Consider the following 13406-nt stretch of genomic DNA (forward strand, 5'->3'; position numbering starts at 1 on the left):
TCTGTTACGCGGCGTCGTTTGCCACGGGGCGTCTAGTCGTGCAAGCCGCCTGACCTGACGGCGTTAACCGCCTCGCGCCAGCCGATCACGCCGAAAAGCCACAGAATCAGGCCGTAAAGCGCAATGCCGGCGGCGACAAGCGCGAGCAGGGCCGCCGCCTGAAAAAGTCCGTGACTGGCGATCGGCAGAAACGTCGTCATCAGCCAGAGCAGGCCGCCCATCGCCAGCGCCGCGAGAGCGATGCGCGGCAAGCGCTTTCGTGCAGCGGCATCCAGCGAAAATCCGAACGTCGTTGCGCCCTCGCGCAGCAGGGATAGCGCGCTGCTCCATGCGCCCAGGGTGAGGGCGGCCGCAACGCCCTCGGACCCGAAGAAATGTCCGAGCAGGAAGGCGAGAGCGGTAGCGAGTGCGATGCCCTTGAGCACCGAGGCCAGCGGCGTGGTGGTGTTCTCGCGCGCGAAAAACGCCGGCGCCAGCGCCTTGAACAGCACATGCGCCGGCAGCCCCAGCGCCAGCCACATCAGCGCGCGGGCGGTCGCCGCCGTATCATCAGCGGTGAAGGCGCCACGTTCGAACAGCATTTTCACAATCGGCTCGCTGAGCACCAGCAGCCCGAGCGCCGCCGGCAGGGCGAGCCCGGCCGCAAGCTCCAGCGAACGCGACTGGGCGTGCGAAATCGCATCCCGATCCTCGCCATGCGCCGCGCGCGACAGTTCCGGCACCAGCACGGCGCCCATGGCAACGCCGACGAGGCCGAGCGGCAGTTCGATCAGCCGGCCCGCAAAATAGAGCCACGACACCGCCGACGGCGATGACGAGGCGATGATGGCGCCGGCGACCATCAGGAGCTGCGGGCCGCTGCTCGCGATCATGCCCGGGACGGCTTTCGCAACAAAGCCGCGCATCTCGCGATCAAAGCTGACGCGGATCCATGCCGTGACACCGTCGCCCCGGAGTAGCAGGATCGACAATTGCAGCAGTCCGGCGACGCCGACGGTGGCGGCCAGCACCATCGCCGCGAGCGCTGCGCTCTGATGCCACAGCAGCAGCGCGACCGTCACGGCGATCAGCGCCACGTTGAACAGCAGCGGCGAGAATGCGGGCAATGCAAAGCGCCCTTGCGCATTCATCAGCGCCATCAGCACCGTCACAGGGCCTGCGAACGCCAGATAAGGCAGCATCAGCCGGGCGTTGCTCACCGCAAGCTGAAGCGTTTCCGTGCCGACAAAGCCCGGCGCCAGCACGGCCATGACATAAGGCATCAGCACGCCGATCAGGATCGTGGCCATCATGAGCGCCACGCTGATGGTGCCGAGCACCCGCCCGGCAAACGCGGCCGCTGCCGCCGCGCCCTCCTGCTCGCGAATCCGCAACCAGGCCGGCACCAGCGCCGCGTTCAGCGCGCCCTCGGTCAAAAGCCGCCGCACCACATTGACGAGCTGGAACGCGACCAGAAAGGCATCCGCCACCGCGCCGGCGCCGAGCAGCGCTGCCACCAGCGAATCGCGCGCAAATCCGAGCAGTCGCGAGGCCAGCGTGCCCGAGGACACCGTGAGGAAGGAGCGGATCATGAAATCGCTTATAAAGCGCTTTCGAGCGAAGTGGGTACCGGTTCGCGTGAAGAAAGCGCGTCAAAACAAAAAGGCAGCGCCGCTTGCTGGCGAAGGGGCTAACGTGATAGGCCGCAGCACCTTTTCAACGCCGAATTTGGACTTGGTAAATGGCTGAAGCGAAATACGACGTGCTGGCGATCGGCAATGCGATCTTCGACATCTTTGCGCAGACCGACGAGAAGTTCCTCGCCGACCACGGCATGGCCAAGGGCAGCATGGCGCTGATCGACGAGCCGCGCGCCGCCGCGATCTATCGCGACATGGGGCCGGCCACGCAGGTGTCGGGGGGCTCTGCTGCCAACACCATTGTCGGCATCGCCAATCTCGGCGCGCGCGCGGCCTATGTCGGCAAGGTCAAGGACGACCAGATCGGAAAGCTCTACAGCCACGACATCCGCGCCGCCGGCGTCGCGTTCGAAACCGCTGCTGCCAAGGACGGCCCCGCCACCGGCTGCTCCTACATCCTGGTGACGCCGGACGGCGAGCGCACCATGAACACCTATCTCGGCGCGGCGCAGGACCTGACGCCGTCAGACATCGACGCGGCGCAGGTCGCGGCGTCGCACTTGCTCTATCTCGAGGGCTATCTCTGGGACCCCAAGAACGCCAAGGAAGCCTTCGTGAAGGCGGCGACGATCGCGCATGACGCAGGCCGCCAGGTCGCGCTGACGCTCTCCGATTCATTCTGCGTCGATCGCTATCGCGACGAGTTCATCGATCTCATGCGCAAGGGCACCGTCGACCTGATCTTCGCCAACGAATCCGAATTGCATTCGCTGTACCAGACTTCCGATTTCGACGCCGCGCTGAAGCAATTGCGCGACGATACGCGGCTCGGCGTCGTCACCCGCAGCGAAAAGGGCTGCGTGGTGGTGTCGAAGCTGGAAACCGTGGCGGTGCCGGCGTCCCCGATCGAGAAGCTGGTGGACACCACAGGCGCCGGCGATCTGTTTGCCGCGGGTTTCCTGTTCGGCATGGTCCGCAACGCCGGTCATTACAACTCCGGCCGTCTCGGTGCGCTCGCCGCCGCCGAAGTGATCCAGCACATCGGCGCCCGGCCACAGGTTTCGCTGAAGGAACTAGCCAGGCAAAACGGCTTGCCCGTGTAATGTAATCGTCATCTGCACGAAAACGCCTGAAAACCACGCGCAACCCTTAATTGCCTTTCCTGTGCCGGCCGGATAGCTTCCGCCGCAAAAGGCGGGTACGGGAGCGATCGGTGTCGCCAGCGCGGAAAATTCGTGCCGTCTCCGGCATCCTGCCGGCGGTTGTCGCCGTTTTTGCGCTCGGTTTTCCGCTTTCCGCAAGCGCCGACGACTGGACCGACTGCAACGGCACGGCGGTGAACAAGGTGGAGCCCGCCTGCTCCGCCATCATCGCCGATGCGATGCGGCCGGTGCCCGACAAGGTGAAGGCCTATCTCAACCGCGCACGGATTTATCTGAGCAGTTCGCGCTTCGACAAGGCGCTGGCGGATGCCGACGCCGCGCTCAAGCTTGATCCGAACTCGGCACGCGCGCTGCTGACGCGCGGCGTTGTGTTGGCACGCAAGGGCAATCAGGAAGCCGCGCGCGGCGATTTCGATCGCGCATTGCAGATCGAGCCGAAGAACATCGCGGTGCTTCAGGCGCGCGGCAATCTCTTCATCCAGCAGAAAAAATGGGGAGAGGCGATCGCCGACTACAACAACGTCATCGCGGCGCGGCAGGATATCGCGCCGGTCTATATCGGGCGCGGCCGCGCCTATGTCGAGATGGGCCTCGCCGACGCCGCCATCAACGATCTCGACCGCGCGCTCGCCATCAACGTCAACGAGCCCTCGGGCTTCTACTGGCGCGGGCAGGCCTATCGCCGCAAGGGCGACGCCGATCGGGCGCTGGACGATTTCTCCCGCGCCATCGCGCAGAACAAAAAGGATCTCGGAGCCTACTTCGCGCGCGCCCAGCTCTACAGCAGCAAGGGCGATTACGCCCGCGCCCTCGCCGATGTCGACGCCGTTCTCGCCGCCGCGCCCGACAATGCAACAGCCAGGCAATTCAGGGAATCGACGCTCGCCATGCAGTCCGAGGTGGCGAAGGGGCGCGACAAGCCCGCAGGCGCGGCACCCACTGTGGCGACGCCGGTGCCGCCTGTCGCATCCCCTTCGGCGCCATCAGCTCCGGCATCTTCAGGGAAGCAGTTGGTGGCCCGCGCGGTCACGCTCGTCACCCAGGCGAAATACCAGGAGGCTGTCACGCTGCTCGATCAGGCCGTCGCGCTCGATCCGCGCGACGAAACGGCGCTGAAATTGCGCTTGTTCGTGCACGGCAAGCTCAACCAGCTCGCCGAGACGCGCGCCGACCTCGATGAACTCATCAAGCTGAAGCCGAACGATGCGCCATTGCTGGCGGCTCGCGCGGTGGCGACGGCCGGCATGAAGCAGTTCGATGCGGCCACGGCCGAGGTGGACCGCGCGGTGGCGATGGACCCGGGCAATGGCAAGGTCTATGTCAGCCGCGGCATCATCAAGCGCATGCAGAAGAAGTTTCCGGAAGCCATCGCCGATTTCGACCGGGCGATCGAGCTCGCGCCGAAGGACGCCAATGCGTTCACCGAGCGCGGCACGACCTGGTTCGGCATGAACCAGTACGAGAAGGCGCTGCCCGATTTCGACCAGGCGCTGGCGCTCAATCGATTCGACAACCGCGCCCGCGCGAGCCGCGGCCTTGCGCTGATCTTCCGGGGCAGCACCAGCGAAGGCCTGCCCGACGTCAACGCCGTGCTGGAGCGCGATCCGGCCAACCCGGCGGCCTTGTTCGGCCGCGGGCTCGTCATGCTCGTCTCCGGCCAATACGACCGCGCCATCGTCGCGCTCAATCAGATCACGACGCCGGCAGGCGACGACGATACCGGCATGCGGCTGGTGCGCGCGCGGGCCTATCTCGGCAAGGGCGATGCCGCCGGCGCGATGCCGGACCTGAACGCGATCCTTACGGCGCGGCCGGGTGATGCGCCGGCGCTGACCTTGCGCGGCAAGGCCTACGCTGCGCAGCGCGATTACGCCAAGGCGCTCGCGGATCTCAACCAGGCGGTCGAGAAGCAGGAGACGCTCGAGGGCTACACGACGCGTGCCGACGTCTTCGAGGCTCAAAGCCAGTTCGAAAAGGCCGCGGCCGATCTTCGCCGCGCCACCCAGCTCACGCCGAAAAACATGTTCGACGTCGTTGCGCAAAACAACGCCAAGCAAAAGCTTCAGCAGCTCAACAAGAAAATCCCCTGCGACGGGGCCGGATCGCCAAAGAGCGGCGACACGTGCTTGTAGCACCACGCACCGATGCACCCTCTCCCCTTGTGGGAGAGGGTGGCGAAATCGAGCGTTAGCGAGATGAAGCCGGGTGAGGGGTCTGTTTCCGCGGCGAATATGTTTCAGATCAGCACTGCTGCACCCGCGGAGAGAACCCCTCATCCGTCGCGCATCTATCGATGCGCGCCACCTTCTCCCACAAGGGGAGAAGGGAAGTGGGTCGCGCACCGTTGCGAACTGCTCACGCCGCCTTCTGCCCGCTGCCGACGTCCAGCCCGGCATAGATGCCGCTCTCGAAGCCGGCAAACGCCTCCAGGCATTTGCCGTCCCAGAACGGCAGCAGCTGCATCAGGATCACGCCGGCCACGTCGCGCGACGGATCGATCCAGTAATAGGTGTTGGCAAGGCCAGCCCAGGCGAGGCTGTTCGGGCTGCGGCCTTGCGGCGTTTTCTCGGCGTTGATCAGGAAGCTCAGCCCCCATTTCTTCATAATGCCGGGGAAGAGATCGACGTCGTTGGTATAGATCGGCGTCGCGGTTGGCAGCCTGCCTATCTCCAGCGCGCCGATATGGTTTTCGCCCATCAGCGCCACGGTCTCGGCTTTCAGCACCTGGTTGCCGCCTGCTTTGCCCTTGTTGAGGATCATCTGGCAGAATTTTAGATAATCCGCCGCGGTGCCGTAGAGGCCGCCGCCGCCCATGTGGAATTCCGGATTTTGCTCCAGCTCGAACGGGATAGGTGCCAGGCCCTCGGGCGTGCGTGCATGCATGCCGACCAGCCGCTGGCGCATGGAGTCGGAGATCTTGAAGCCGGTGTCGTTCATGCCGAGCGGCGCGAACAGATTGTCGCGCAAGTAAGCGTCCAGCTTCTTGCCGCTGACCGCCTCCACCGCCTTGCCGACAAAGTCGATATTGGTGCCGTATTCCCAGCGCGTGCCGGGATCGCTCATGATCGGAGTTTGCAGCGCCGCGTTCTGGCAGGTGGTGATCGCGGGCGTGCCGGTCTTTTCCAGATAGGTGCCGAGATCGCCGTTCCACATGTTGTAGGCAAAGCCCGCGGTGTGGGTCATCAACTGGCGCAGCGTGATTTGCCCCTTCGCCGGCCGCAGCTTCGGCGCGCCGCTGGCGTCAAAACCTTCCAGCACCTGTGGCGAAGCCAGGTCCGGCAACAGCTTTCCGATCGGCTCGTCGAGCGAGAGCTTGCCTTGCTCGACCAGTTGCATGCCAGCGGCCGTGGTGACCGCCTTCGTCATCGAGGCGATCCAGAACACGCTGTCCGCGGTCATGGCATCGTCCTTGCCGAGGTCGCGCTTGCCGAACGCGGCCTGGTAGATCACGTCGTTTCCGGTGCCGGCAATGGCCACGACGCCGGGGATCTCTTTGGCGTCGCACTTCTGCCGCAGCAATTGATCGATTTGAGCGTTGCTCTGCATGGGGGTCGCCTCCTCAAGATTATTGTTATGGAGTGCGGCGATCTTCCTCCCGCTTTACGTCATCGGCAAGGAGAAGCTCCGCCTGTGCGCCGATGCCGCGATTCCTCGCGCGCGCCCGATGGGCGTGCTCGTGGAGGGGCTGGGCGCGGCCAAACTGCAACACTTTTCCATAATGTGCGGTGGAAGAATTGCAGGAGCGGTGACCAGCCACCACATAGCCGCTATCGTTCAGGACGTGCTGAGGCGGCGGCGTTTGTTCAGTAACGTATTCAGATTACAGCACTAATAGTGTCGGCGGCGGCAATGCGCCGGCCCATGTCAATTGCAAGCATTTGTTGCGGGGGCAAGTCATGATCTCGAAGTGGAGCGAGTGGAAGCGCTATCCGCGGCCGGGCCGCGGCGAGAATATCGAAGCGCCGATCACCCCCGGCATCTATGAAGTCCGAGTTGCCGGTACCGGCGCGCTGCATTCCTTCGACGCGGTCGAGAACGTCGCCGTGGCGCTGGCGATGCTGCAAGTTGGAACCAAGTCCTGGTTCGGCCGCCGCGATCCCGCCTCGGTGCCCGAGCTTGAATACCGCACCTGCGCCACCAACTCGCGGGCCGACGCCAAGGCCGCTGCCGAGCGCATGATCGGCCGCCGCGAAACCTATATGAGCGGCGCGGCGTAACACCGTCATTCCGGGGCGATGCGCAGCATCGAACCCGGAATCTCGAGGTTCTCAGGGGCGCAAGTGCGCCCCATAGTTCTCGCTTCGCGCGCCCCGGAACGACGGGAATAGAAACGATCCTCAAATATCGTTGAAACGGCCGCCTCCGGGCGGCCGATGCGTTTGGGCTGTTTTCGGCCTATACTTGGGACATCCTAAAGGAAACCCAAGAAAATCCGAGGAGCACGCCATGACCCCGACCGCTGCCGCCCGCGCCCAGACTTCCGCCCCCTCGCTACGCGACCGGTTGAAGGATTCCTCGCTCCTGAAAGATCGCTGCTACATCGACGGCGCCTGGGTCGGCACGCCCTCGCGCCCCGTCACCAATCCCGTCAACGGCGCCGAGCTCGCCAAAATCCCGGTCATGGGCACCGCGGAAACCACGCAAGCGGTGGAAGCCGCCGAACGCGCGTTCCCGGCCTGGGCCAAGCTCACCGCAAAACAGCGCTCCAACATCCTGCGTAAATGGTTCGAGCTGATCGCCGCCAACCGCGAAGACCTGGCGCTGATCCTCACCTCCGAGCAGGGCAAGCCGCTGGCGGAAGCGCTGGGCGAAGTCGACATCGGCGGCGCCTATGTCGAGTTCTTCGCGGAGGAAGCCCGCCGCGTCTATGGCGAAACCATCCCGACGCAGCGGCCGGATGCGCGGCTGCTCGCGATCAAGCAGCCGATCGGCGTTTGCGGCGCGATCACGCCGTGGAATTTCCCCTGCTCGATGATCACCCGAAAGGTATCACCCGCGCTCGCCGCCGGCTGCACCGTGGTGCTGAAGCCCGCCAATGAAACCCCGCTCACCGCGCTGGCGCTGGTTGCGCTGGCGGAAAGGGCCGGCGTGCCCAAGGGCGTATTCAACATTCTCACCGGCAATTCCTCCGCCATCGGCAAGGTGCTGTGCGAGCATCCCGCCGTGCGCTTCGTCGGCTTCACCGGCTCCACCGAGGTCGGGAAAATCCTCTACCAGCAGGCATCGGTCGGTGTGAAAAAGCTCGGCCTCGAGCTCGGCGGCAACGCGCCGTTCGTGGTGTTCGACGATGCCGACATCGACGCCGCCGTCGAAGGCGCGATCGTCTCGAAGTATCGCAACATGGGCCAGACCTGCGTCTGCGCCAACCGCCTCTACGCCCAGGACAAGATCTACGATCAGTTCGTCGAGAAGCTCTCAAAGAAGGTTTCGGCGATGAAGATCGGCGACGGCACGGAAGCCGGCGTCGTTCAGGGCCCGCTGATCAACATGGAAGCCGTCGACAAGGTCGAAAAGCACATCGCGGACGCCGTGAAGGGCGGCGCAAAAATCGTCACCGGCGGCAAGCGCCATTCGCTCGGCGGCAGTTTTTTCGAGCCGACGGTGCTGTCGAACGTCAAGCCGGACGCGCTGGTCGCGCATGAAGAAACCTTTGGCCCGCTCGCGCCGGTATTCCGCTTCAAGGACGAGGCCGAGGTGATCGCGATGTGCAACGCCTCGCCGTTCGGCCTTGCCTCCTACTTCTACTCCCGCGATCTCGGCCGAGTCTGGCGCGTCGCCGAAGCGCTGGAATCAGGCATGGTCGGCGTCAACACCGGCTTGATCACCACCGAAGTCGCCCCGTTCGGCGGCGTCAAGGAATCGGGCCTCGGCCGCGAAGGCTCGCATCACGGCATGGAAGAATATGTCGAGATCAAATACGTGATGATGGCCGGGGTGTAACCTTCTTTCCTTCTCCCCTTGTGGGAGAAGGTGGCGCGAAGCGCCGGATGAGGGGTTCTATCCGCGGGCGCAGCCGAGTCGATTGAGAGGTATCGCCACGCGGAGACAGACCCCTCATCCGTCGCGCTGCGCGCGACACCTTCTCCCACAAGGGGAGAAGGGAAGAGGCGTCGCCGAACGAGACTACCTCAGCACCGCAATCGCGCGTTGCCTGGCCGCGTGATTGCACCTGTTGCATCCCTGCCGCATTCGCCGGCTTTGTTCCCCGGAAGCCTTGCCGACGGCCGCACCGTCCTGTTCAATCGGTAGCTGATTAAGGTTGAGTAATTTTTTTGAGGCGTTTTTCCATGAGATATTTGCTGCTGGCCGTGATCGGCCTCGTCCTTGCCGCGTGCAATCAGACCAGCGAAACCGCGTCATCGGGTTCATCGCCCATGCAAACGGCGAGCACCGAGCAATTGCCGCCGATCTACGAGCCGCTGGTCGACATGCATCGCGTCAAGCCGGCCAAGTATCAAAAGGATCTCGCCGAGTGTCGGGCGCAAGCGGCCCCGCAGGAAGCGGCGGCCCGCGCGGCCCGGCAGCAACAGGCGGCCGGCACCGGGCTTTCCCTTGCAGGTACTGCGGCGAGTTTCTTGCCCGTATCGACGTTCAACCAGGCGCGGGCGCTGGACGCGGCGACCGGCACCGCGCAAGCGGTCGGCGGAAACACCGCGGCGAACGGCGCAGCGGCGGCGGATGCCGCTACCGCCGACTATGCGCTGGTCGTGAACACCTGCTTGCAGCACAAGAAGTATCGGCTGCTTCGCGGCTGATCACCTTCGCAACACCGCGATCGTGCGGTTGGCGAATGTCAGCCGCTCCGCCATCACGGACACGAAATACGTCAGCAGTTTCTGGCTCAGCGCCGGATCGTCCTCTTTGATCGCCTCGAACTGCTGCGTGCTCAGCACGTAGAGCACGCTGGCGATCTCGGCCTGGATCGTCGCGCTGCGCGGGGCCTGCGCCACCAGCCCCATCTCGCCGATCGTGGTGTAGCGGCCGAGGCTGCGCACCCGCGTGGTGCGGCCGCCCTCGGCCGGCACCATGATGCCGACCCGCCCCTCCAGGATGAAATGCATGGAATTGGCAGCTTCGCCCGCGCGCACGATGATCTCGCCGGCCTCGACCTCGATGCGCTGGCAGCGATGCATCAGCGCTTCCGCATCGTCCGCCGATCCGACGATCCCGGTGAACCAGTCGCGCAGGTCCGCTTCCTCCTGCGCATGGCCCTGGTGCTCGGCGATGATCGCGTTCTCGCATTGCTCCAGCGCGTGGTCGAGCTCGTCGAAGATCAGCACATCATCGGTGATGAACCCGCTCGACCGCAGCGTCTTTTCCGCTGGCGGCGGCAGGTGCACCAGCGCCAGCCTGACGCCGAGATCCTGCGCACTGCGCTTGATCTGGGCAAAGCTGTAGGCCGCCGAGGAATCGATGCCGGTCACCAGCTTGAAGTCGAACACCAGATAGCGGCACTCCGGATGGCGCGCCAGCAGCGCCTTGACGTGCTGATACAGCCGGTTGGCCGAGCCGAAGAACAGATAGCTCTGGAGGTTGAGGCCCTGGATCGCGCGGCCATGTGCCGACAATATTGCCTGGTCGTCGCGCGAGCGGTCGAGCGAAGAGCGATATTCGGTGCCGTCAAAGCTGAACTTGATGGAATCGATCCGGGCGGCGCTGAAGGCGAAGGTGGCGCAGCCGATCACGACGCCGATCAGCACGCCCGACACAAAGCCCCACTTCACGATGATGACGATGATCGCCAGCAGCGACAGATATTCCGAGATCGACAGCCGCTTGCGCGACTCGATGATCCATTTGTGAAGTTGGTCGGCGCCGAGATAGATCAAGAGGCCGCCGAGCACGAATTTCGGCATGTAGCCGAGCAGGGCTGGCGCAAAGGCCAGCATCAGCACGGAAATCGCCGCTGTCGTCAGGCCGGACAGCCGGCTGCTGCCGCCCGCGCTGTAGTTCAGGATCGAGCGGCTCACCGAGACGCAACCCACATAGCCGCCCACCGCGCCGCTTGCGATATTGGCGATGCCGGCCGCGTTCAGTTCGCGCTCGAGATCGGCCTCGCGCTGGGTCGCGACTTCAATGCCCGTGGTGTTGAACAGCGTGCTGGTCGCGGTCACGAACATGACGGCAATCAGGTCGCCGGCCAGATCAGGCAGGATGTGCCAGGGATAGCGGCCGAGCTCGGCCGTGCTCCACGGCAGCATGAAATGGATCGGCGGCAGCGGCTCGAAAAGCCAGCCGGAGGCCTGCGCGTCCAGCCGCGAGACGCCGGCAAGCCAGAACGACAGATGCGCCGCCAGCGTGCCGCCGATCAGGATCAGCGGCAATCCCAGCGGACTTCGGGAGCGGTGCCAGGTCAGGTACAGCACCAGCGCCATGGCGCAGGCGGCCAGCAGCTCGGCCAGCACCATGGCATCGCTGAGGTGATGGAGCGTTGCGAGCGTGACCGGAACGTCCGTGATGACCTTGATCGCGCCGAGCACGATCAGGCAGCCGGTCGCGCCCAAAAATCCGCCGACGACGGGATAGGGCACATAGCGGATGGCGCGGCCCATCCGCGTGATGCCGAATGCGCAGAGCACGAGGCCAGTCGCCAGGGCTGAAACGCCAAGGGTGATCAGGAGTGGCGCCAGCAGCGGCGCCGACGGATTGGCCGACACCATGCGTTCGGCCATGGTCGATGCCAGGATCGCCGTCGTGGCGGCGGTCGTGCTGTCGGGCCCGGCGACCGCGAACGGCAGCGAGCTGAAAACCGCGATGATTGCGGCGAGTACCGCCGAGGAGATGAAGGTCGCCGCGACGCCGTAGGACAGATACTGCGTCAGCGGACCGGAGAAGATCAGCAGCGCGTAGGACAGTCCGAAGGTGATGGTGAGGATGCTGGCGGCACTGCCGCCAAGCACGTCGCTGAACCCGCCGCGCATGCGCGGATTGAGAAAGCCGACCGTCAGATTGGCCACTTCAAACCTGCCCCCTGCACCGCCGCCGGGGCATGATCCGGAAAAGTGCTTTTCAAATCCCCAAAAACAATCATGCACAAACAAGAACCGGAACGGGATGACGAAAAGTCATCGCGCTCCAGTCCTAGATGACGACGGCGTGTCGCGACAAGAATATTTTTATGACAGGCCGCTCAGTCGCCCGCCTCTGCGGCGAACTTGCCGTGGCGGCCGACCCCCGACGCAAAGCGCGCCGCGCCCGAGAACGTCTCGCCCGAGGCGATCACTTCCAGCCCGCCGCGCATTTCGTTGGCGATGGCCTCTTCCTCCGAAAGATCCCATTGCCGCAGCGCCGAAAGGCGATCGGCGCGCATGCAGGTTTGCGGGAAGCGGGAAAGCTCTTTCGCCAGCGCAATGGCATGCGCGCGGGCTTCGCCTTTCGGCACCAGCCGGTTGGCAAGGCCCATGCGATGCGCCTCCGGCCCGCCGACCGGACGTCCCGTGAGGATCAGGTCGATCGCCTGCGAATGCCCGATCAGCCGCGGCAGGCGGATGGTGCCGAGGTCGATCAGCGGCACGCCGAGGCGGCGGCAGAAGATGCCGAAGGTCGCGTCCTCGGCGACCACGCGCATGTCTGCCCACAGCGCCAGCTCCATGCCGCCGGCTACCGCAAATCCCTCGACCGCGGCAATCACAGGCTTTGACAGCCGCAGCCGGCTCGGCCCCATCGGCGCGATAGAGCCGAACCCGCCGATCTCGCGCTTCTTGTTCGGATCGCCCGCCGCCACCGCCTTGAGGTCCGCGCCCGCACAAAAGGTGCCGCCGGTGCCGGTGAACACGGCGACGGATGCGTCCTGGTCCGCGTCGAACGCCAGAAACGCATCATAGAGCTTGCGCGCCGTCGCCCCATCGACGGCGTTGCGGCAATGCGGCCGGTTGATGGAAACGATGGTCACCGGTCCCTCGCGTTCGACGAGAACGGAATTTTCTTCGCTCATGTGGCGCCTCCCTGATGGTTGGAGCGAGCCTAGCGTGCGGGCTGCGACGTTGTCATCACGTCAGGTGAGCACAATACTTCGTCGCCCCTGCGAAGCAGGGGCCCATAACCACCGGCAGCCATTGTTGAAGCAGAGCCGTCGAACAGCTCGTTTCGAGCACATCGGCCGCGGCGTATGGGTCCCTGCGCCGGGAGCGCAATTGCGCCCCTAGGCAGGGACGACATCGTGGGTCAGGCGACGAAGTGCGGCAAATTCGACACGTCGGGCAAATCAGTTCTGATTTTCGGAAGTCGTGTCAAGCCCCGGAATCAAAAATATTTCGCTGGCCAATTTCGGCAAATCAGAATTATAACAGCGGCACCTCATCCCCGAGGAGGGGCGTTGGCCATCGCCACCAAACGTTGGGATGGGATGCGGTGGACGCGCTTGTTCAGCAGACGACTGAGCAAGGGCGTACGGCGAAGTCGTGTGGTCCTGGCGCCGCGACGCTGGCGCTAAGTCGGCGGCATATGCTGCCGGCGATGGTGACAACAAGCCCGCTCACCAGGGAGAGCGCGATATAAGCCGTAAAGCCATTGCGCAGGGGATGTCGGAGTGTTCTCCGCTCACCTGTATGCTCGTGTGCATCTTTTTGTTGCGCAAGCAGCGCACACGAGACCGCGGGTGCAGCGCGCACCCGGCATTCCCTGC

General features: G+C 64.7%; 11 protein-coding genes. 7 read left to right on the forward strand and 4 right to left on the reverse strand.

Translation table 11 applies throughout. The annotated features are described in order from the left end of the window. Positions 1-32 precede the first annotated feature (32 nt). Entirely contained in the window at positions 33-1571 is a 1539-nt protein-coding gene (gene murJ / locus JQ628_RS32795) for a murein biosynthesis integral membrane protein MurJ (RefSeq protein WP_212230317.1), read from the reverse strand. Here murJ and JQ628_RS32800 point away from each other — a divergent pair. From JQ628_RS32800 to JQ628_RS32810, 3 genes are all read left to right on the forward strand, one after another. Continuing rightward, positions 1570-1728 carry a hypothetical protein gene (locus tag JQ628_RS32800; protein ID WP_212230319.1) on the forward strand — a complete coding sequence of 53 codons (159 nt, stop codon included), beginning with the start codon at positions 1570-1572 and terminating at the stop codon, positions 1726-1728. The two genes, murJ and JQ628_RS32800, sit on opposite strands and share 2 nt — an antisense overlap. Further along, positions 1721-2722, forward strand: coding sequence for an adenosine kinase (locus JQ628_RS32805; RefSeq protein WP_212230321.1), 1002 nt, complete (start codon positions 1721-1723; stop codon positions 2720-2722). Before JQ628_RS32800 ends, JQ628_RS32805 begins: the two co-directional genes overlap by 8 nt. A gap of 110 nt (positions 2723-2832) precedes the next feature. Next, positions 2833-4914: a tetratricopeptide repeat protein gene (locus JQ628_RS32810; protein ID WP_212230323.1), complete on the forward strand. Its 2082-nt coding sequence runs from the start codon at positions 2833-2835 to the stop codon at positions 4912-4914. Positions 4915-5137: 223 nt separating this feature from the next. On the opposite strand, the gene JQ628_RS32815 is transcribed toward JQ628_RS32810, so the two are convergent. Next, complete coding sequence (locus JQ628_RS32815; RefSeq protein WP_212230325.1) at positions 5138-6328, reverse strand: serine hydrolase domain-containing protein; 1191 nt, start codon at positions 6326-6328, stop codon at positions 5138-5140. On the opposite strand from JQ628_RS32815, the gene JQ628_RS32820 reads away from it, so the two are divergent. The 4 genes from JQ628_RS32820 to JQ628_RS32835 all read left to right on the forward strand — a co-directional run bounded on the left by JQ628_RS32820 (position 6327) and on the right by JQ628_RS32835 (position 9537). After that, complete coding sequence (locus JQ628_RS32820; RefSeq protein ID WP_212230327.1) at positions 6327-6614, forward strand: hypothetical protein; 288 nt, start codon at positions 6327-6329, stop codon at positions 6612-6614. The genes JQ628_RS32815 and JQ628_RS32820 overlap by 2 nt on opposite strands. Positions 6615-6678: 64 nt before the next feature. Continuing rightward, entirely contained in the window at positions 6679-6999 is a 321-nt protein-coding gene (locus JQ628_RS32825; RefSeq protein WP_212230329.1) for a hypothetical protein, read from the forward strand. A 229-nt stretch (positions 7000-7228) separates the two neighbouring features. Next, positions 7229-8722, forward strand: coding sequence for an NAD-dependent succinate-semialdehyde dehydrogenase (locus tag JQ628_RS32830; protein WP_212230331.1), 1494 nt, complete (start codon positions 7229-7231; stop codon positions 8720-8722). Positions 8723-9069: 347 nt separating this feature from the next. Continuing rightward, a complete protein-coding gene (locus JQ628_RS32835; RefSeq protein WP_212230333.1) occupies positions 9070-9537 on the forward strand; it encodes a hypothetical protein in 468 nt (155 codons plus the stop codon). On the opposite strand, the gene JQ628_RS32840 is transcribed toward JQ628_RS32835, so the two are convergent. Both JQ628_RS32840 and JQ628_RS32845 read right to left on the reverse strand, forming a co-directional pair. Beyond that, positions 9538-11703 (reverse strand): SLC26A/SulP transporter family protein, encoded by a 2166-nt coding sequence (locus JQ628_RS32840; protein ID WP_212230341.1) that lies wholly within the window; start codon positions 11701-11703, stop codon positions 9538-9540. A 209-nt stretch (positions 11704-11912) separates the two neighbouring features. Then, positions 11913-12716, reverse strand: coding sequence for a crotonase/enoyl-CoA hydratase family protein (locus JQ628_RS32845; protein WP_212230335.1), 804 nt, complete (start codon positions 12714-12716; stop codon positions 11913-11915). Positions 12717-13406: the final 690 nt, after the last annotated feature.

This window comes from Bradyrhizobium lablabi (assembly GCF_018129385.1).
Classification (GTDB): Bacteria; Pseudomonadota; Alphaproteobacteria; order Rhizobiales; family Xanthobacteraceae; genus Bradyrhizobium; species Bradyrhizobium lablabi_C.

Bases quoted from the DNA above. Each gene is read 5' to 3' on its own strand.
- JQ628_RS32800 (WP_212230319.1), top strand. From the start codon at position 1,570: ATGAAATCGCTTATAAAGCGCTTTCGAGCGAAGTGGGTACCGGTTCGC.
- murJ (WP_212230317.1), bottom strand. From the start codon at position 1,571: ATGATCCGCTCCTTCCTCACGGTGTCCTCGGGCACGCTGGCCTCGCGA.
- JQ628_RS32805 (WP_212230321.1), top strand. From the start codon at position 1,721: ATGGCTGAAGCGAAATACGACGTGCTGGCGATCGGCAATGCGATCTTC.
- JQ628_RS32820 (WP_212230327.1), top strand. From the start codon at position 6,327: ATGGGGGTCGCCTCCTCAAGATTATTGTTATGGAGTGCGGCGATCTTC.
- JQ628_RS32815 (WP_212230325.1), bottom strand. From the start codon at position 6,328: ATGCAGAGCAACGCTCAAATCGATCAATTGCTGCGGCAGAAGTGCGAC.
- JQ628_RS32825 (WP_212230329.1), top strand. From the start codon at position 6,679: ATGATCTCGAAGTGGAGCGAGTGGAAGCGCTATCCGCGGCCGGGCCGC.
- JQ628_RS32830 (WP_212230331.1), top strand. From the start codon at position 7,229: ATGACCCCGACCGCTGCCGCCCGCGCCCAGACTTCCGCCCCCTCGCTA.
- JQ628_RS32835 (WP_212230333.1), top strand. From the start codon at position 9,070: ATGAGATATTTGCTGCTGGCCGTGATCGGCCTCGTCCTTGCCGCGTGC.
- JQ628_RS32840 (WP_212230341.1), bottom strand. From the start codon at position 11,703: ATGCGCGGCGGGTTCAGCGACGTGCTTGGCGGCAGTGCCGCCAGCATC.
- JQ628_RS32845 (WP_212230335.1), bottom strand. From the start codon at position 12,716: ATGAGCGAAGAAAATTCCGTTCTCGTCGAACGCGAGGGACCGGTGACC.